Origin of the sequence: Thalassospira sp. MIT1004 (genome assembly GCF_001858545.1) — a bacterium.
Classification (GTDB): Bacteria; Pseudomonadota; Alphaproteobacteria; order Rhodospirillales; family Thalassospiraceae; genus Thalassospira; species Thalassospira xiamenensis.
Window position 1 is genome coordinate 185,342 of the sequence record NZ_MCAO01000044.1, and the last position, 18,583, is coordinate 203,924.

Genomic DNA, 18,583 nt, shown 5'->3' on the forward strand with positions numbered 1-18,583 from the left:
CACAGACGGGATTTGGAATGTTTGAAGGACTAAGCGATCGCCTTGGCGGGGTTCTTGATAAGCTGCGCAGACGTGGCGCGCTGAAAGAATCCGACGTCAAGGAAGCCATGCGCGAAGTACGCGTCGCCCTGCTTGAGGCTGACGTGGCGCTGCCGGTCGTCAAATCATTCATCACCAATGCAACCGAGCGTGCGGTTGGTCAGGACGTTCTGCGTTCGGTCACACCGGGCCAGATGGTCGTCAAGATCGTTCATGACGAACTGAAAAACATGCTGGGTGAAGGCGAGGATATCAACCTTGCGGCCACCCCGCCGGTTCCGATCCTGATGGTCGGTTTGCAGGGTTCAGGTAAAACCACGAGCTCGGCCAAGATCGCGCTGCATCTGACCAAAAAGCGCAACAAGAAAGTCCTGCTGGCGTCGCTTGATATCTATCGCCCGGCCGCCCAGCAGCAGTTGAAAATTCTGGCCGACAATAACGGCCTGAACGTTCTGCCGATCATTATGGGCGAAAAGCCGGTATCGATCGCAAAACGCGCAATGGATATGGGCCGCAAGGAAGGCTATGACGCCGTCATCCTCGATACTGCAGGGCGCCTGCATATCGATATGGAACTGATGAGCGAAGTCGCCCAGGTCCGTGACGCGGTCAACCCGGCCGAGACCCTTCTGGTCACCGATGCGATGACCGGTCAGGACTCGGTCAATGTGGCCAAGGAATTCGCCGACAAGGTCGGCATCACCGGTATCGTTCTGACCCGTATCGACGGTGATGCACGTGGTGGTGCGGCCCTTTCGATGCGCCAGATCACCGGCTGCCCGATCAAGATGCTCGGTACCGGTGAGAAAATCGACGAGATGGAAGCCTTCCATCCGGATCGTATCGCCAACCGCATCCTCGGGATGGGCGATGTCGTCAGCCTTGTCGAAAAGGCTGCCGAAACGATCAAGCAGGAAGACGCCGAGAAAATGGCGAAGAAGCTCGCAAAGGGTCAGTTTGACCTGAACGATCTTCTTTCCCAGCTCAAGCAGCTTCAGAAAATGGGTGATCTTTCCGGCATCATGGGGATGCTGCCGGGCATGGGCGCGCTGAAAAAACAGATGTCGCAGACCAAGCTTGATCCCAAACTTCTGACCCATCAGGAGGCGATCATCCTGTCGATGACGCCCAAGGAACGAGAAAACCCGGCCCTGATCAAGGCATCGCGCAAAAAGCGTATTGCCGCAGGTTGCGGTCTTTCGGTTCAGGATGTGAACAAGCTGCTCAAACAGTATCAGACCATGTCCACCATGATCAAAAAGATGGGCAAGATGGGCAAAAAGGGACTGTTTGGCGGCATGCCGAAAATGGATCCCTCGATGCTCGAAGGCGGCGAAATGCCCGATATGAGCAAGTTGCCAAAAGGATTTCCCGGTGCCGGGGGCGGATTACCGCCCGGGTTCCCGGGATTGGGCGGCGGTGGTTTGCCGCCGGGATTTCCGGGGTTCGGTAAAAAGAAATAGCCAAGCCCCCGGTTCTCAAGATTTTTCGAAAGAACCAAACACCCCGGTTCCCTGAACCGGAATAAATTGATCCTCCGGGATCGTAACTTGAAGACTACAAACCCAAGCTGAAAGGAACTTATCCGAATGGCTGTCAAGATTCGTCTTTCCCGTGGCGGTGCCAAAAAGCGTCCGTACTACCGTATCGTAGTTGCAGATGCCCGTGCCCCGCGTGACGGCAGCTTCATCGAGAAAGTCGGTACCTATGATCCGATGCTCCCGAAGGATGCTGACAACCGCGTGACCTTCAAAGAAGAGCGCATCAAATATTGGCTGGGCGTTGGCGCACAGCCGACCGATCGTGTTGCACGTTTCCTGGGCAAAGCTGGCCTGGCTGACGCGTTCAAACCGACCGAACAGCCCCAGAAGTCGGCTCCGAAAGCGAAAGCCCAGGAACGTCTTCGTGAGAAAGCTGAAAAAGCCGAAGCCGCTGCTGCTGCAGCTGCCGAAGCTGCTGCGGCTCCTGCTGAAGAAGCTGCCAGCGAAGAATAAGCTTTTCGCACGCTTTGATCAGATACCGGAAATTTGTGAACCGAAATGGCTGATACCCGCAAATCCAAAACCGACGATGCATTTGTCTGCGTCGGCATGATCACCGCCCCGCACGGGGTGCGTGGTGCCGTGCGCGTCAAAAGCTATACCGTCGATCCGGATAACCTTGTCGGTTACGGCCCGTTGTTCGACGCCAAGGGACAGGCGAAATTCAAACTGTCTCCTGTCGGACATGTTCGCGACCAGCTGATCGCCAAGATCGATGGTGTGAACGACCGGGACGCCGCCGAACGGCTGCGGGGAACCAAGCTTTACGTACCGCGGACGGCCCTGCCGGAAACGGAAGACGAAGACGAATTCTATCTTGCCGATCTTGTCGGCCTGAAAGCCCATCATGTTGATGGTTCGCTGTTCGGGACCGTACGGGGTGTGGCTGATTTTGGCGCGGGCGATGTGATCGAAATCGCGCTGGAAGAAGTCCGTGGCAAAGTCGTCGTCCTGCCGTTTACCAAGGAAGTCGTGCCCGATGTGGTGCTTTCGGAACGCAAGCTGGTGGTAAATCCGCCCGAGGGGCTTTTGCAGGAAGAAGAAGGACCGGGAAATCGTACCCGCCGTCCGGGCAGCTCCCGCAGGGACTCTCAGGCCGACCGCGATTCTGATGCCGTCACTGCCGATGCAGTAGGCGCAGAAAATGCGACCGGCAGCGGAAAGGAGGCCTGATCGATGTCTGTGTGGCAGGCCAAGGTTGCAACCCTGTTCCCGGAAATGTTCCCGGGCGCGCTCGGCCAGTCTCTGGCCGGACGGGCACTGGAAAACGGGATCTGGTCGCTGGATGTCAAAGACATCCGTGATCATGCAACCGACCGTCACCGCACTGTTGACGACAATCCTTTCGGGGGTGGGGCCGGTATGGTCATGCGCCCGGATATTGTCGACGCCACCCTGCGTGAATTGCGTGCGGAAGCTCCGCAATTGCCGCTGATTTATCTCAGCCCGCGCGGGAAAATGCTGAACCAGAAACGTTGCCGCGAACTGGCAGCTGGACCGGGTGCCATCCTGTTGTGTGGTCGCTACGAAGGTATCGACCAGCGCGTACTTGATGAACATCAGGTCGAGGAAATCAGCATTGGCGACTACATCCTCATGGGCGGCGAACTGCCGGCCATGGTCCTGATTGAATCGTGCATTCGCCTTATCGAAGGTGTGGTCAACAAGACCGAATCCGTCGACGAGGAAAGCTTTGAAACCGGGTTGCTTGAATATCCGCATTACACGCGCCCGGCCAATTGGAACGGGCGTGACGTGCCGGAGATCTTGCTTTCCGGACATCATGCCAAGGTACAAGCCTGGCGGCATGCTCAGGCAGAAGAAATTACCCGTGCTCGGCGTCCTGACCTTTGGGATCAGTATGTCGCACGCGGGCACATCAAAGAGGGTTAAACCATGACCAACGCAATCATCCAGCAGATCGAAAAAGATCAGCTCGATAAAATCGCTGCAAAACGCGAAGTTCCGGAATTCGACGCAGGCGACACCGTCCGTGTTCACCTGAAAGTCGTTGAAGGTACCCGCGAACGTATCCAGCAGTTCGAAGGCGTCTGCATCGCCAAGAAAAACCGCGGCCTGAACTCGTCCTTCACCCTGCGTAAAATCGCATCGGGCGAAGGTGTCGAGCGTATCTTCCAGAACTACTCCCCGGCGATCGACAAAATCGAAGTCGTCCGTCGCGGTGACGTTCGTCGCGCAAAACTTTACTACCTGCGTGGCCGTACCGGTAAATCGGCGCGTATCGCCGAACAGACCACCGGTCACAAAGGCAAACTGACGGCTGCAGAACGCAAGAAATAATCTGCGTTCCGCATTGTCGGAATGATCTGCGGGCTCACCTTCGGGTGGGCCCGTTTCTTTTGGGCTGTTTCGATTGCCTGTGGTTTCGGGCGACAAACAACCGACAAATACACTTTATGCGTGCATCATATCGAATCGCCGGTTTTCATGTCTGATCGATGTAACGCGCAGAAACCTTGCGAATAACATATAACTTTATTTTATATCAGCTATCCCTGCTTTGGCTGCCTCACCCCGGAATCTGGTAGTTTTAGCTACCACAAGATGCTCAATTTTCCCCGAATCTACTTTGAGATGCAGTAGCGTAAAAAAACACGCGCCGGGTTGCTTGCGATTTGGAAGCTTGAGTGTATAAAGGCACTCCCGCGGCAAAAACGATCAAGTCCGTGCGGTTCTGGATAATAAAATTTCGCATATCGGGACAAACCCGGATGCCCGGAGGAACAGGCGACGCCGTGCGCCACATGACATCGCAATCCCAGGATTGCCGTCGTAAAAAACATCCCCGGTTTAATGTCCTTTGCCGGCACTACTGTCTGGTCGTCGCTGCATAAAAGATCGATTTTAAGAGGAGGTCGAGATGGGTGCGCCTAAAACCCTTTTTGACAAGATTTGGGAAAGTCACGTGGTCGATACGCAGGATGATGGTACCTGCCTGATTTATATTGACCGCCATCTCGTTCATGAAGTGACCAGCCCGCAGGCTTTCGAAGGCCTTCGCAATGCCGGCCGCAAAGTGCGCCACCCGGAACTGACCCTTGCCGTTCCGGATCACAACGTTCCGACCACGGACCGTTCCGAAGGCATCAAGGAAGAAGACAGCCGTATCCAGGTCAACACCCTTGACCAGAACGCCAAGGATACCGGTATCCATTACTTCCCGATGAATGACCTGCGTCAGGGTATCGTCCACATTGTCGGCCCGGAAGAAGGTTTCACCCTGCCAGGTGTCACCATGGTCTGCGGCGACTCGCACACCTCGACCCACGGTGCATTCGGCACCCTGGCATTCGGCATCGGCACGTCCGAAGTCGAACATGTTCTGGCCACCCAGACGCTGGTTCAGAAACCGGCAAAAAACATGCTGGTCAAGGTCGAAGGCGATCTGCATCCGGGCGTTACCGCCAAGGACATCACCCTTGCCATCATCGGACGCATCGGCACGGCTGGCGGCACCGGTTATGTGATAGAATATGCCGGTTCGGCCATTCGTTCGCTGTCGATGGAAGGCCGCATGACCGTCTGCAACATGTCGATCGAAGGCGGCGCACGCGCGGGACTGATCGCACCGGACGAAAAAACCTTTGAATATATCAAGGGCCGCCCGATGGCACCCAAAGGGGCCGCATTCGAACAGGCTGTCGAATACTGGAAGACCCTTCCGTCTGACGAAGGCGCGCATTACGACAAGATCGTCGAAATCGATGCTGCCGACATCATCCCGCAGGTCACCTGGGGCACCAGCCCGGAAGACGTCGTACCGGTTAACGGCAAAGTCCCGGCACCGTCCGACGCCAAGGATCCCGGCAAACAGAAAGCCATCGCCCGTTCGCTCGAATATATGGGCCTGACCGCAGGCACCAACATCGAAGACATCAGGATTGATCGCGTCTTTATCGGTTCCTGCACCAATGGTCGTATCGAAGACCTGCGCGCCGCGGCGGTTATCGCCAAGGGTCGCAAGGTTGCCGATCACGTCAGTGCCATGGTCGTTCCGGGTTCCGGTCTGGTCAAGGAACAGGCCGAGGCCGAAGGCCTGCACGAGATTTTCCTCGAAGCCGGTTTTGAATGGCGTGAACCGGGCTGCTCGATGTGCCTGGCGATGAACCCGGACCGACTGGAGCCGGGCGAGCGTTGCGCATCGACCTCCAACCGTAACTTCGAAGGCCGTCAGGGCCGTGGTGGCCGTACCCACCTGCTCAGCCCGGCGATGGCCGTGGCCGCAGCAGTCACCGGTCATCTGACTGACGTCCGCAAACTCGGTTAAGGCAGAAACCCATGGCAGAACGAGCATTCATCAGTTTCCGTGACGGCGCAGCGCGCTGCGGCCGGGCACCGATCCTTGAACAGCTGCTCCCGCAGCTGACCGGGATCAACCTGCCCGAATTCGTAGCGAAGGATATCGACGCAACCGAGGAACTGATCGAGGCCCTCGGTCTTGCCTGGGAAACTGGAAGCAAGGGATAAGATTAATGGATAAGTTCACGACCCTCACCGGTGTGGCAGCACCGCTGCCGATGATCAATGTCGATACCGACATGATCATCCCGAAACAGTTCCTTAAAACCATCAAACGTTCGGGCCTTGGCAAGAATCTGTTTGATGAAATGCGCTATGACGACAAGGGCAACGAAATCCCGGATTTCGTTCTGAACAAACCGGCCTATCGCAATGCCAAGATCATCGTATCAGGTGACAACTTCGGCTGTGGTTCATCGCGCGAACATGCGCCGTGGTCGCTGCTTGATTTCGGCATTCGCTGCATCATCGCGCCAAGCTTTGCCGACATTTTCTATAACAACTGCTTCAAGAACGGCATTCTGCCGATCCGTCTGCCGCAGGAAGATGTCGACAAGCTGATGGATGATGCCGAACGCGGCGAAAACGCCACCATCACCATTGATCTTGAAAAACAGGAAATCCATGGTCCGGATGGCGGTTGCATCACGTTTGATGTCGAACCGTTCCGCAAACATTGCCTGTTGAACGGCCTCGATGACATTGGCCTGACCCTGCAGAAGGGCGACGCGATCAACGATTTCGAAGCCAAGCGCGCTGCGTCGCAGCCCTGGCTGTCGCTGTAATTCAAAGTGGCGGCAGTCCAGATCGGTCTGCCGCCCTTTTTGTCGATACGGGGTGAACGACCCCGATAATATCTGGGAAGGATTGTTTGATGAGCACCACCAAAAAAGTTCTGATGCTGCCCGGCGACGGCATTGGCCCCGAAGTCATGCGCCAGGTTCAGCGCGTCATGGACTGGATGGCCAAAAAGCGTAACGTCAATTTCGAAATCACCGAAGGTCTGATCGGCGGCGCATCAATTGATGCGCACAACAACCCGCTGACCGACGAAACGCTTGCCGATGCCATGGCGGCCGATGCGGTTCTGCTTGGTGCTGTCGGTGGCCCGAAATGGGACAACCTTCCCTTCGATATCAAGCCGGAACGCGGGTTGCTTAAAATCCGCAAGGAAATGGGCCTGTTTGCCAACCTCCGTCCGGCCCTTGTGTTTGATGCGCTTGTCGGCGCCTCGACGCTGAAGGAAGAAATCGTCAAGGGTCTGGATATCATGATCCTGCGCGAATTGACCGGCGGCATCTATTTCGGTCAGCCGCGCGGCATCGAAGAACGCGACGGTGTGCGTTTTGGCTTCAACACGCTGGTTTATTCCGAGCCGGAAGTTGAACGTATTGCCCGTGTCGCCTTTGACATGGCCATGAAACGCAACAAACGCCTGTGTTCGGTCGATAAGGCCAACGTTCTGGAATCGACCGTCCTGTGGCGCGAAGTTGTTGAACGCGTTGCCAAGGACTTCCCGGAAGTCGAGGTCAGCCACATGTATGTCGATAACGCATCCATGCAGCTGGTCCGTAACCCGAAACAGTTCGACGTGATGGTCACCACCAACATGTTTGGCGACATCCTTTCCGATTGTGCCGCCATGCTGACCGGATCGCTTGGCATGCTGCCGTCCGCATCGCTGGGTGCTGCCGATGCAAGCGGTGCCCGCAAGGCGCTTTATGAGCCGGTGCACGGCTCCGCCCCGGACATCGCCGGTCAGGACATCGCAAACCCGCTGGCAACCATCCTGTCCTTCGCCATGATGCTGCGTTATTCGTTCGACATGGGCGATGATGCGACCATGATCGAAACCGCCGTTCAGAACGTTCTGAAAGGCGGGCTTCGCACTGCTGATATCATGCAGCCGGGCATGGCAAAGGTTTCGACCACCGTCATGGGCGAATCCCTGATCAACGAACTTGACAAGATCGCCTGATCTTTCCGATCACGCCTCAAAAAAACAAAGGCCGGGTCAATGATCCGGCCTTTGCCATAAGCACGTTTTCTTGACTTGTTGCGCGACAACAAAGATGTTGCCCAGGCAACTACTGTCTGCATCCCATACGTGCAGAAACATAATAAAAGCTGGATAACATGAGCAAAAAAACAGTTCTTCTTGTCGGTGGCCTTGCCGTTCTGGCCGCCGCGGGTGCCGGTCTTCACTACAAGGCACCGGCCTATCTCGAAAACCGGTTCCGCACGATCCTCAGCAGCCCGGACTCAGACCTTCGCGGTGAATTTTCCGATTTCGAAATGTCGCTTCTGGGCCGCACATTGGCCGCCAGGAACGTCAAACTGATCGATCCTAACGGTGTGACCTACACCATCGGATCAATGCATCTCAATCAGGTCAACTGGCTGACCCTGATCGGGGCAAACCCGTTTGGCAACGGCATTGCCGGTCAGGCCGATCTCGAAGAACTGGCAATTGCCCATGATGCCTATGGCATCACCACCCCAAAGGCGGAACTTGGCGATCTTGCGATGGACCTGGCTTCGCGCAATTTCGACATCACCACCGGTCGTGCTGATCTGCAAAACCTGACCATTTCGGATGGCGACATCCGCCGCATCAATATTGATCACCTGCTGGCGGAAAATGCCGGTTCGGCCAATATCGATGCCCTGAACATTACCGGTTGGAAAATGGATGATCAGGAAACAAAAATCACCAGCAGCATCGACAATATGTCCTTTGCCGGCTGTGCCGGACCGGCCGATCTGATCGCCAGTTTCGATCCCGACATTGCCCGCGATTTCGCCATCTGTGACGATATTTCGGCCACCACCTTGTCGTTTGCCGATGACGCAGGCCTGGAAATGTCGGTTGATGCAATTGCCCTGTCGGGTCTGGAATCCCGGGTGATCAAATCCGGCACCCTGACCGGTCTGTCGATGCAGCAGCCAGACAATCCTGCCAGGCTTGCCATTGGCGAAATCTCACTTGCTGATTTCCGCATCGATCTGACGGGTGACATGATTGATCTTGATACAAGGCTCAGCATGACGGACGCCAGGAAGATGGTCGAAAACACCTCCTTCCAGACAATCATCGTCAAAAACCCGGTAATTTCCGACGAGGAAGTCGAAATCGCGCTCGATAATGTCACATTGCGCGACATGCGTGATGGCAGGCTTGCCGGGATCGACATCACCGGAAGCCACATCACGCAGAAAACCCCGGACGGCCCCGCCAATTTCGGTCTGGACGGACTTTCCGTCACCGATCTGGATTTAATGGCAATCACCGGCTTTGGCGAAATTTACGACGTTGCCGATGAAATGGTTGGTCAACATATCGACCAGTTCGAAGATTTCACACTGGGTCAGATGAACCTGCCGCTCAGTCAGGCGCTTTACGGTGCGTTTTCCATGAATGGCCTCTCATTCTCGGGCGCGCCGGACGGTGAAAAGGTCGAAATCCGGCTCGACAGCTTCAAAAGCACCCTTGAAAAGCCTTTCACCCCTGAAAACAGCGCACTGACATTTGTCAAAATCAACAACAGCACCCTCGAAGGGCTGCATGCCACCCTTGATGACAGCATTACCGGTGGCAACGATACCGCAATCTACCTTGGTATCAACAGCTTCGATGATCTTGTGCTGGATGTCTCCAACAGCATTATCTGGGATGAGACGGCGGGCGATTTTGTTTACAGCATCGACAAGGTTGCCCTGCGCGATATCGGCCAGATCGGCCTTTCGGTCACGGTCACCGGGATCAACGATGACGTCATGACCCGTCTTCTGAAAACCCGGATCGGCGATGACGCGGCACTCGAACAGGCCCTGACGGTCGACGCGGCCTTCCGCGGTGCACGCCTTGAAATTTCAGGTGAGAAAATGTTGCCTTTTGCCCTGGGCGTTGCTTCCCTGCTTAATGGCAACACCGCCGAAGACATGAAAATGCTGGTCACCATGAACCTGATGCAGGCGCAGGAACAATTTGCCGACGACGCAACGCTTTATGATGCGTTCGGCGAATTACTGACATGGGTTGATGATCCGCGCCACCTGCTGATCGAACTGGCACCGCAGGAACCGGTTGCGATGGGCATGGCGGCCGGTGGCCTGATGTTCCCGCAGATGGGGGCGCAAATGCTGGGCCTTCGTATCACCGCCAACGGCCAATGACAGCCGCAGAATAAAAATTAACGGGCCGGATCGTAATGATCCGGCCCGTTATCATGTTCGCGATCCAAGTTCATCGAAGCGCGCCAGTTTGTCGGGGTTTCGGTGGATGAAAACATCCGTTATTGCGTTTTGGTGCATGGCCATACTGATGGCGGTCGCCACCCGGTCGCCTTCACGCACAAGCACCCAGTATTCCCGCCCGTCAACGGCCCTGAATTCAATGTCGTGCACCGGATTCTTGCGCCAGATACCGACAAAGAATCGCGCAACCTTATCTGCACCGAATATCGGATTAACCGCCGCACTTGCCTTGCCTCCGCCATCGGAATGCATGATCACGTTCGGGGCCAGTTGCCCGATCAACGTATTCAGATCACCGTGGATCAGGGCATCGACAAAGGCTGTGACCTGTTCCCTGTTTGCGGTCTCGCTGTCTGGAACGGGGGTTGGATCACGGTCGTCTTCGCGGTTCACCTTGCGGCGTGCGCGAAACAGGATCTGGCGGGTATTGTTTTCGGTCCGCTCTATCACCGGGGCGATATCTTCGTGTGACCAGTCAAAAACGTCATGCAGAACAAGTGCCACCCGTTCAACCGGCCCCAACCGTTCCAGCATCATGACATAGGCCTGCCCCAGACCATCCCGTTCGATCAGGTTGTTTTCCGCTTCAGGAAAAACTGGCGGTACCCAGGGTTCGGGCAACCATTGCCCAACATAATGTTCACGCCTGCGACGTGCCGATTTCAGAACATCAAGGCAGATATTGCTGCAGACCCGCACCAGCCAGCCGGTCGCATCGCGGATGTCATCCTTTGCCGCCGCCCGCCAGCGTAACCAGACATCCTGCACGGCATCTTCGGCATCGGCATGGCTGCCCAGCATGCGATAGGCAAGGGCATGCAGCCGCCCGCGATGGGTTTCGAAAACCTGATCCGCCATGAGATCCCCGTCAAACACATGAAGCGATACGGGACAGGCCCGTATCGCCGATTGGGTGGTCATCCTGCCCGATAGGTCCGTTGAAGCAAAGGGCCTATCGGATGGGGGTTTGCGATCAGGCAAGCTCATGCTGCGCAATACCAAGACGGTTCCATGCATTCATCGTTGAAATGATGCAAGTCAGTTCGGAAATGGCGTCTGCTTCGAAATGATCGACAAGATTGCGATAGCTTTGCGAAATGCGGTCCTGATCAACCGCGTCGGTCAGGCATTCGGCCCAATCAAGTGCCGCACGTTCGGCCTCGTCATATCCCTTGGCCGCGCGCCAGACCGCCAGCATGGTCACCTTGATGGCGTCCCCACCGTGATCGGCATGGCTTTTGGCATGCATCCGCAGGCAATGCGAACAACCATTGATCTGCGATACCCGGCATTCCACCAGATCGCGCAAAACACGCGGGATTCTCGGGTTGTCGTCAAGCTTGCCAGCCAGTCCAAGCATGGCTTCGAAAAGTTTAGGGCTGGATTTCGGAAAGTCAAAACGGCTCATCATGTTTCGTCCTTGTTGCAAACCGGGGAAAATCCCCCTTTGCAATCAGGACGAGACAGCTTAGCCCCGTGTTACACACATGGACAAAACTTTGGTCGCCCGCAAAAACTAGACGATCCGCGCCTTTTTAAGCGCCTCGACCACCTCGTCATGCATGACCCAATGCCAGTCTTCGCTATTTTGCTGTTCACCATCTGCCAGCGTAAAGACCGCCGCCAGATAATCGCTGACATCGGATTTGCACATCGGCAATTCGGCCGCGAGGGCGATTTTTTGCGCCAGTTTGCCGTATTTCCTGTTCCCGATCCGGGACCCGAAATGACCAATCGTATTTGCCAGTTGATTACCGGTAATTTCGCGCCCCGGTGCCTTGGCATGGGCGCGCAGCATGTCGCGTTCGCAACTTGACATATCAATGGATCGAAGCGCCCGGACATAGTCCTCAACGCGGCCGATATGGGGGCCGGTACGATGGGTGATCTGGGTGGAATATGCACGTGCGCCCGGGGTTTCCCGGTGTGTCATGTTCTGCATGTTGTTTCCTCCCGAAGGAACAACCGGTTGGTCGCGTTCTACACCGTGCCGGTTGTTTCACGGTTCACGCTGTCCGGGCTCTTTGGCCCGTTAATAATGCTATATGGGTCGGGCCATCGCAAAACGACAGTCCGACCGATGCGTTTTTACGTAAAACGATAACCGGGTTTGGTGAAAACAAACTGCCCGACCCGCATCCCGCCACCGCCTTCACGCTCGTCAAAGGCATTGATGCAGCCCGCCAGATAAAATTCCCACATCCGTTTGAATTCGGTGTCGTATTTTTCCGGGTCAAGCTGATCGGCAATCTCGCGGAACCGGTCGCGCCACGCCACCAAAGTTCGGGCATAGTTCAGTCCGGCATGGAAATGCGATGCTTCGACTTTAAGGTCGGCGTTTTCCGCGGCCTCGATCACTTCATGCACCGCCGGAATATAACCACCGGGGAAAATATAGCGATCAATCCACGGCGATGTGAATTCCGGGCGCGGCTTGATGATCGTATGGATCACCGCCCGTCCCCCGGCTTTCAGCAATTTGCCGACCTTCTCGAAATAGGTTTTGAACTGTGGCCGCCCGACATGTTCAAACATGCCGACCGAAACAACCCGGTCGTACTTGCCTTCATTCGCATCGGCAAACATCCGGTAATCCAAAAGATGATATCCAAGACCTTCGTGGAAGTTATCGGGCAGTTCCTCTTTGCGTTCCAGCGCCCAGTTATATTGCTCGGTCGACAGGGTGATCCCGTGCACCTCAGCCCCTGTGGTCCGCCGGATAAAGCGGCTCAACCCGCCCCAGCCGCACCCGACATCAACCACCCGAAGGCCCGGCTGGTCAATCTTCAGCCGCTGGGTGGTCAAAGTCATTTTGCGGTTCTGCGCCTCTTCCAGCGTCTGGGCACCATCGTCCCAGAATGCGCAGGAATACTGCATTTCCGGATCAAGGAAACGGGTATAAAGGTCATTGCCGATATCATAATGATGGCGCACGCGCCGGGACGCGGCCTTGACCGAGGTAAATTGCGCGATCTGGAATTTAAGCGATTGCAGCTTTTCGATAAACAGGCCAAATCCGTTTGCCGAATGGCCGCCTTCGAAATTAAACCGCAAGACCCTGATCAGGTCTTCCATCTCGCCCGATATCACTTCAAAACCGCCACGCATATAAGATTCGCCAAATCCCGGATCAGGACTTAGCGCCATTTTCAATGTGTCGGTCCAGTTCGGTACAGTCATTGTTGCCCTGGGATCGCTGCCATCCCCCAGAACAATCTCGTGTCTATCGTCCGCGCGGAATACCAGTGTTCCGCGCGTGACATGTTCCCGGAAAAAATCGAGAACCTTTTTCTGTGTCCAGTCCAATGTCATCGGGTACGTCATCTGCCGTCCTTTTTAAGCCGGAAATGCCATCGCCCCACATAAAACCCGTTTCCGGATTTCACATAAGCACCGGACCCTAAATCAGGATCGTCTGGTCAATCGTTCGAAAAAGGAAATGCGGAAACAGCACAGTCGCAGGCAACTTACCCACAGACATTGAAAACAGAAAACTCAAAGCCGGGGCCGAACGATTCTGATTTAGGGTTCGGTACTCGAACCCCGTGGGTAATTCTGCCAGAATTTTTTGCAATCTCAAGAGGTAAAAGCCAACGAACTCCTTGCGTGGTACTCGATAAAACCTTACATCTCGCCCCATACTGTACAGACGATTATCCACAGGCATATGCAAATCACGACGCCCCATACCAAAGAGGGGCAACGCGTATAAGCAATGCCAGAAAGACTGAAAGAGGCTCCTGATGGGCTATAAAATCGCCGTTGTCGGCGCGACCGGAAATGTCGGGCGCGAGATGCTCAATACGCTTGAAGAACGCCAATTTCCGGCCGATGAAATTTTCGCACTCGCCTCCTCGCGTTCGGTTGGCCGCGAACTGGATTACGGTGACAAGGAAATCAAGGTCGTAGATGCCGCAACCTTCGATTTTTCCAAGGTTGATATCGCGCTGTTCTCTGCCGGTGGCACAACGGCTAAAACGCTGGCACCCAAGGCTGCTGCTGCGGGTTGCGTTGTCATCGACAATTCCAGCTACTGGCGGATGGAGCCCGGTGTACCGCTGGTCGTGCCAGAGGTAAATGGTGCCGCGCTGGCCGGTTACGCCAAGAAAAACATCATCGCCAATCCGAACTGCTCGACCATTCAGATGGTCATGGCGCTTAAACCCCTGCATGACCTGCAACCGATCAAACGCGTTGTTGTGGCGACCTATCAGTCGGTTTCCGGTGCCGGTCGGTTGGCGATGGATGAGCTGTTCAATCAGACCAAGGGCATTTACGTCAACGATCTGCCGGTCAAAGAACAGTTCACCAAACAGATCGCCTTTAACGTCATCCCGCATATCGACGAATTCATGGATGACGGTGCGACCCGCGAAGAATGGAAAATGACCGCCGAAACCCGCAAGATCCTTGATCCGGATATCGCGGTCCATGCGACCTGCGTGCGGGTGCCGGTCTTTGTCGGCCATGCCGAAGCCATCAATATAGAATTCGAACAGCCGGTCACCGTCGAAGAAGCCCGCAAGGCAATGAAAGCTTTCCCCGGTGTTTCCGTGGTGGATTACCGCCAGGACGAGGGATATGTCACACCGCAGGAAGTCCAGGGCGAAGATAATGTTTTCGTCTCGCGCGTGCGCAAGGACCCGACGGTCGAAAACGGTCTTTCGCTGTGGTGTGTGGGCGACAACCTGCGCAAAGGGGCCGCCCTTAACGCGGTTCAGATCGCCGAAATGCTGGTCGCGGAATATCTGCCAAAGAAATAATCGCGCCCCTAATAAACGTCTTCGAAACCCGCCGATCCCGGCGGGTTTCTTTTTGCCCGGATCATTCCCGCTGGTCAGAACCGCAAAAAAACGATAGGGAATTTAGGATAGTTTGATTGCAGCGCGTGCCATCAGTGTTGCTATCCATAAAGAAAAATAAATCGAGGACAGGGATGGTTAAACGAACACGCAAAGAAGCCGCAAGGCTTGACGAAGCCGCCCGCGCGGGCTGGCTGTATTATTGCGCCGGCAACACGCAGGACGAAATCGCCACCAAACTTGGCGTTTCGCGTCCGACCGCCCAGCGTCTGGTGTCTGCAGCCATTAGCGAAGGCCTGGTCAAAGTCCGCCTTGATCATCCGATTGCGCGCTGCATGGAACTGGCTGCATCGCTGTGCGAGCAATTTGGCCTAGCCAACTGCGAAGTGGTGCCGACCGATCCTGCCGCCCCCGATGCCATGTTTGGCATGGCGCAGACGGCCGCGACCTATCTTGAACGCGTTCTGCAATCCCCCGATCCCAAGATCATTGCGATTGGCACGGGGCGTGCAATGCGCGGCATGGTCGACGAAGTTCAGCGCGTCGATGCCCGCCATCACAAGATCGTATCTTTGGTCGGGACGATTGCCCATGACGGGGCTGCAAGTTTCTATGACGCGGTCACAGATCTGGCTGACCGGACCCGCGCGCCGCATTATCCGCTGCCGATCCCGGTAATTGTCGAAAGTGCCAATGTTCGCGCCCAGATGCAGCAACAGCCACCCATGGATAACATCATGCACCTTGCCGCCAAGGCCGATGTGCGCTTTGTCGGGGTTGGTGATCTTGGCGCCGACGCACCGCTTTATATCGATGGCTTCATCAGCAGGGATGAATTGCAATCCCTGCAAAAAAACGGCGGTATCGGCGAAGTCGTCAGCTGGTCATTTGATGAAAACGGCGCGATCCTTGATCACGATGTCAATCACCGCGTCACCAGTGCGCCAATTCATATTCCCGCGCAAAACACGATTGCCGTCGCAAAGGGGGCCAAAAAGGTCGCCGCGATTCGCGGGGCAATGCGCGGCAAACTGATCACCACACTGATCACCGACGAAGCCACTGCCGAAGCTTTGCTGCAAAGCTAGGCACCGCAAAACACGTTTTGAATCAATACAGAAATCAACCCCGCCAAAGCTTTTGGCGGGGTTTTCTTGTTGCAGCGCAAAAACGATTTCGTTTGACAAGGCATCCTTAAATTGAGTGAATGCTCATTACCTGAACAAATGATCAAACGGGCAAGATAATTTGCCCATCGGGTACACAGTCCTTTGGGAGGAACTATGAAACGCGTAACGGGAGCAGCGCTTTGCGCGCTGTTGGCAGGCGGTGTCGCATTCTCCGCCAATGCCGAAACAAAACTTACCATTGCTACCGTGAACAACGGTGACATGATCCGCATGCAGAAGCTGACGGATGACTTCACCTCCAAAAACCCCGACATTTCCCTTGAATGGGTTACGCTCGAAGAAAACACCCTGCGTCAGCGTGTCACCACCGACATCGCCACCAAGGGCGGTCAGTATGACATCATGACGATTGGCACCTACGAGGTTCCGATCTGGGCGGAAAAGGGCTGGCTGGCACCGCTTGATAAACTTGGTGCCGATTACGATACCGACGACATCATGCCTGCGATCCGCGCTGCGGTAAGCAAGGATGATCAGCTTTTTGCGGCACCTTTCTATGCCGAAAGCTCGATGATGATGTACCGCACCGATCTGTTTGAAAAAGCAGGCATCACCATCAATGGCCGCCTGACCTGGGACCAGACTCTCGACATCGCCAAAAAGCTTCATGATCCGGATAACGGCGTCTATGGCATCTGCCTGCGCGGCAAGGCCGGCTGGGGCGAAAACATGGCGCTGATCACCACCATGGGCAATGCCTATGGCGCGCGCCTGTTTGACGAGAACTGGAACCCGACCTTCGACAGTGCCGAATGGAAAAACGCCCTCGACATGTATGTCGAAATTCTCGGCAAATATGGTCCTCCGGGCGCAACCTCGAACGGCTTTAACGAAAACCTTTCGCTGTTCAACTCGGGCAAATGCGGCATGTGGATTGATGCAACCGTTGCAGCATCCTTTGTCAGCAACCCCAAAGAATCGACCGTTGCCGACAAGGTCGGCTTCACCGAAGCCCCCTGTGCTGAAACCTGCACTGGTGCCAACTGGCTCTGGGCATGGAACCTTGGCATTCCGACCGGCTCCCAGAAAGTCGAAGCCGCCCAGAAATTCATCGCTTGGGCAACCTCGAAAGACTATCTGGAACTCGTAGCCTCCAAGGAAGGCTGGGCCAACGTTCCGCCGGGTACCCGTATGTCCCTGTACGAAAACCCGAAATATCTGGAAGCCGCACCGTTCGCTGACGAAACCCTTCTCGCCATCGACAGTGCCGACCCGATCAATTCGACCATGAAGCCGAAGCCCTATGTCGGTGTTCAGTTTGCCGCGATCCCTGAATTCCAGGGTATCGGCACCACGGTAGGCCAGCAGTTCTCTGCCGCATTGGCCGGTTCCTCGACTGTTGAAGATGCGCTTGCATCCGCACAGTCAAGCACCGACCGCACCATGCGCAAGGCTGGTTACTACTGATGCATGACGGGCCAGGATGCCGCACCTAGTGCAATGAATTCTGGCCTGTGCCTCCTTGACCTGATGAACTTGGGGTGGCGGCACTTCTGACCGCCACCCTCTTTCCATCCGGATCGAGGCAACAGGGACTTCAAACAGGGAGCACATCATGTCGACACGGTCCTCTACCCTGACCGGGCGCATTATGTCTGCACCGTCGATCATCGCCCTTTTCTTGTGGATGATCGTGCCGCTGGGCATGACAATTTATTTTTCGTTCCTGCGTTACAACCTTCTTTCGCCCGGTATGGAAGAATGGGTTGGTACGCTGAACTATGAATTCTTCCTGACCGACCCGGCCTTCTTTGCGTCGCTGGCCAATACGCTTCTGCTCGTCGGATCGGTACTTGTGATCACGGTGGTCGGCGGTGTTCTGCTGGGCCTGATGCTGGATCAGCCGATTTTCGGCCGCGGCATCCTGCGCCTGCTGGTGATTGCCCCCTTCTTCATCATGCCGACCGTGAATGCGCTGGTTTGGAAAAACCTTCTGATGCATCCGGTGTCGGGCATGTTTGCCTGGATTGCCAATTCGCTTGGCTTCCAGTCAATCGACTGGTTTTCCGAAGCCCCGCTAACGGCCATCATCATCATGGTGTCGTGGCAATGGCTGCCTTTTGCCGTGCTGATCCTGCTGACCGCCCTTCAATCGCTTGACCGCGATCAGAAGGAAGCTGCCCAGATGGATGGTGCCGGCCCGGTTTCGATTTTCTTCTATATAACGCTGCCCCATCTCAGCCGTGCGATCACGGTGGTCGTGCTGATCGAAACGATTTTCCTGCTGACCGTGTTTGCCGAGATTTTCGTGACAACCGGCGGCGGCCCCGGCCTTGCAACCACCAATATCGCCTTCCTCGTCTATACGCAGGCCCTGCTGCAATACGACATTGGCGGGGCATCGGCGGGCGGTATCGTTGCGGTCGTTCTGGCAAATATCGTGGCGATCTTCCTGATCCGCCTCATTGGCAAGAATCTGGACAGGTAGGGGACA

18 protein-coding genes are annotated in these 18,583 nt (G+C 55.6%); 14 read left to right on the plus strand and 4 right to left on the minus strand.

What is annotated here, in order from left to right:
- The first annotated feature begins 17 nt into the window (after window positions 1-17).
- The 10 genes from ffh (at window position 18) to BC440_RS18385 (ending at window position 10,076) form a co-directional block, all read left to right on the plus strand.
- On the plus strand, window positions 18-1,502 hold the full coding sequence (gene ffh / locus BC440_RS18340) for a signal recognition particle protein (RefSeq protein WP_071240875.1): 1,485 nt from the start codon (window positions 18-20) through the stop codon (window positions 1,500-1,502).
- A 126-nt stretch (window positions 1,503-1,628) separates the two neighbouring features.
- On the plus strand, window positions 1,629-2,033 hold the full coding sequence (rpsP, locus tag BC440_RS18345) for a 30S ribosomal protein S16 (RefSeq protein WP_007089124.1): 405 nt from the start codon (window positions 1,629-1,631) through the stop codon (window positions 2,031-2,033).
- Window positions 2,034-2,078: 45 nt separating this feature from the next.
- The gene (gene rimM / locus BC440_RS18350) at window positions 2,079-2,753 is read left to right on the plus strand and encodes a ribosome maturation factor RimM (RefSeq protein WP_037990501.1); all 675 of its coding nucleotides are present in this window, start codon (window positions 2,079-2,081) and stop codon (window positions 2,751-2,753) included.
- Between the two features lie 3 nt (window positions 2,754-2,756).
- Window positions 2,757-3,473: a tRNA (guanosine(37)-N1)-methyltransferase TrmD gene (trmD, locus tag BC440_RS18355; protein WP_007089126.1), complete on the plus strand. Its 717-nt coding sequence runs from the start codon at window positions 2,757-2,759 to the stop codon at window positions 3,471-3,473.
- Between the two features lie 3 nt (window positions 3,474-3,476).
- Window positions 3,477-3,881 (plus strand): 50S ribosomal protein L19, encoded by a 405-nt coding sequence (rplS, locus tag BC440_RS18360; RefSeq protein WP_007089127.1) that lies wholly within the window; start codon window positions 3,477-3,479, stop codon window positions 3,879-3,881.
- A 580-nt stretch (window positions 3,882-4,461) separates the two neighbouring features.
- Window positions 4,462-5,868, plus strand: coding sequence for a 3-isopropylmalate dehydratase large subunit (gene leuC / locus BC440_RS18365; protein ID WP_007089128.1), 1,407 nt, complete (start codon window positions 4,462-4,464; stop codon window positions 5,866-5,868).
- 11 nt (window positions 5,869-5,879) lie between these two features.
- Window positions 5,880-6,068, plus strand: a complete 189-nt coding sequence (locus BC440_RS18370) for a hypothetical protein (RefSeq protein ID WP_007089129.1) — start codon at window positions 5,880-5,882, stop codon at window positions 6,066-6,068.
- A gap of 5 nt (window positions 6,069-6,073) precedes the next feature.
- Entirely contained in the window at window positions 6,074-6,685 is a 612-nt protein-coding gene (gene leuD / locus BC440_RS18375) for a 3-isopropylmalate dehydratase small subunit (protein WP_007089130.1), read from the plus strand.
- Between the two features lie 89 nt (window positions 6,686-6,774).
- Window positions 6,775-7,878: a 3-isopropylmalate dehydrogenase gene (gene leuB, locus BC440_RS18380; RefSeq protein ID WP_071240876.1), complete on the plus strand. Its 1,104-nt coding sequence runs from the start codon at window positions 6,775-6,777 to the stop codon at window positions 7,876-7,878.
- Between the two features lie 158 nt (window positions 7,879-8,036).
- Window positions 8,037-10,076: a hypothetical protein gene (locus tag BC440_RS18385; RefSeq protein ID WP_071240877.1), complete on the plus strand. Its 2,040-nt coding sequence runs from the start codon at window positions 8,037-8,039 to the stop codon at window positions 10,074-10,076.
- A 51-nt stretch (window positions 10,077-10,127) separates the two neighbouring features.
- Here BC440_RS18385 and sigJ read toward each other — a convergent pair whose 3' ends face one another.
- From sigJ to BC440_RS18405, 4 genes are all read right to left on the minus strand, one after another.
- On the minus strand, window positions 10,128-11,078 hold the full coding sequence (gene sigJ, locus BC440_RS18390; protein WP_083379428.1) for an RNA polymerase sigma factor SigJ: 951 nt from the start codon (window positions 11,076-11,078) through the stop codon (window positions 10,128-10,130).
- A gap of 52 nt (window positions 11,079-11,130) precedes the next feature.
- Window positions 11,131-11,568 (minus strand): carboxymuconolactone decarboxylase family protein, encoded by a 438-nt coding sequence (locus BC440_RS18395; protein WP_247643602.1) that lies wholly within the window; start codon window positions 11,566-11,568, stop codon window positions 11,131-11,133.
- Between the two features lie 105 nt (window positions 11,569-11,673).
- Window positions 11,674-12,099 carry a hypothetical protein gene (locus tag BC440_RS18400; protein ID WP_063093675.1) on the minus strand — a complete coding sequence of 142 codons (426 nt, stop codon included), beginning with the start codon at window positions 12,097-12,099 and terminating at the stop codon, window positions 11,674-11,676.
- Window positions 12,100-12,245: 146 nt separating this feature from the next.
- Window positions 12,246-13,481 carry a cyclopropane-fatty-acyl-phospholipid synthase family protein gene (locus BC440_RS18405; RefSeq protein ID WP_247643603.1) on the minus strand — a complete coding sequence of 412 codons (1,236 nt, stop codon included), beginning with the start codon at window positions 13,479-13,481 and terminating at the stop codon, window positions 12,246-12,248.
- Window positions 13,482-13,900: 419 nt separating this feature from the next.
- Between BC440_RS18405 and BC440_RS18415 the strand changes: the two genes are divergently transcribed.
- From BC440_RS18415 to BC440_RS18430, 4 genes are all read left to right on the plus strand, one after another.
- On the plus strand, window positions 13,901-14,920 hold the full coding sequence (locus BC440_RS18415; RefSeq protein ID WP_037990495.1) for an aspartate-semialdehyde dehydrogenase: 1,020 nt from the start codon (window positions 13,901-13,903) through the stop codon (window positions 14,918-14,920).
- A 173-nt stretch (window positions 14,921-15,093) separates the two neighbouring features.
- A complete protein-coding gene (locus BC440_RS18420) occupies window positions 15,094-16,047 on the plus strand; it encodes a sugar-binding transcriptional regulator (RefSeq protein WP_071240879.1) in 954 nt (317 codons plus the stop codon).
- Between the two features lie 195 nt (window positions 16,048-16,242).
- On the plus strand, window positions 16,243-17,556 hold the full coding sequence (locus BC440_RS18425; RefSeq protein ID WP_071240880.1) for a sugar ABC transporter substrate-binding protein: 1,314 nt from the start codon (window positions 16,243-16,245) through the stop codon (window positions 17,554-17,556).
- Window positions 17,557-17,704: 148 nt separating this feature from the next.
- The gene (locus BC440_RS18430; RefSeq protein ID WP_007089146.1) at window positions 17,705-18,577 is read left to right on the plus strand and encodes a sugar ABC transporter permease; all 873 of its coding nucleotides are present in this window, start codon (window positions 17,705-17,707) and stop codon (window positions 18,575-18,577) included.
- Window positions 18,578-18,583: the final 6 nt, after the last annotated feature.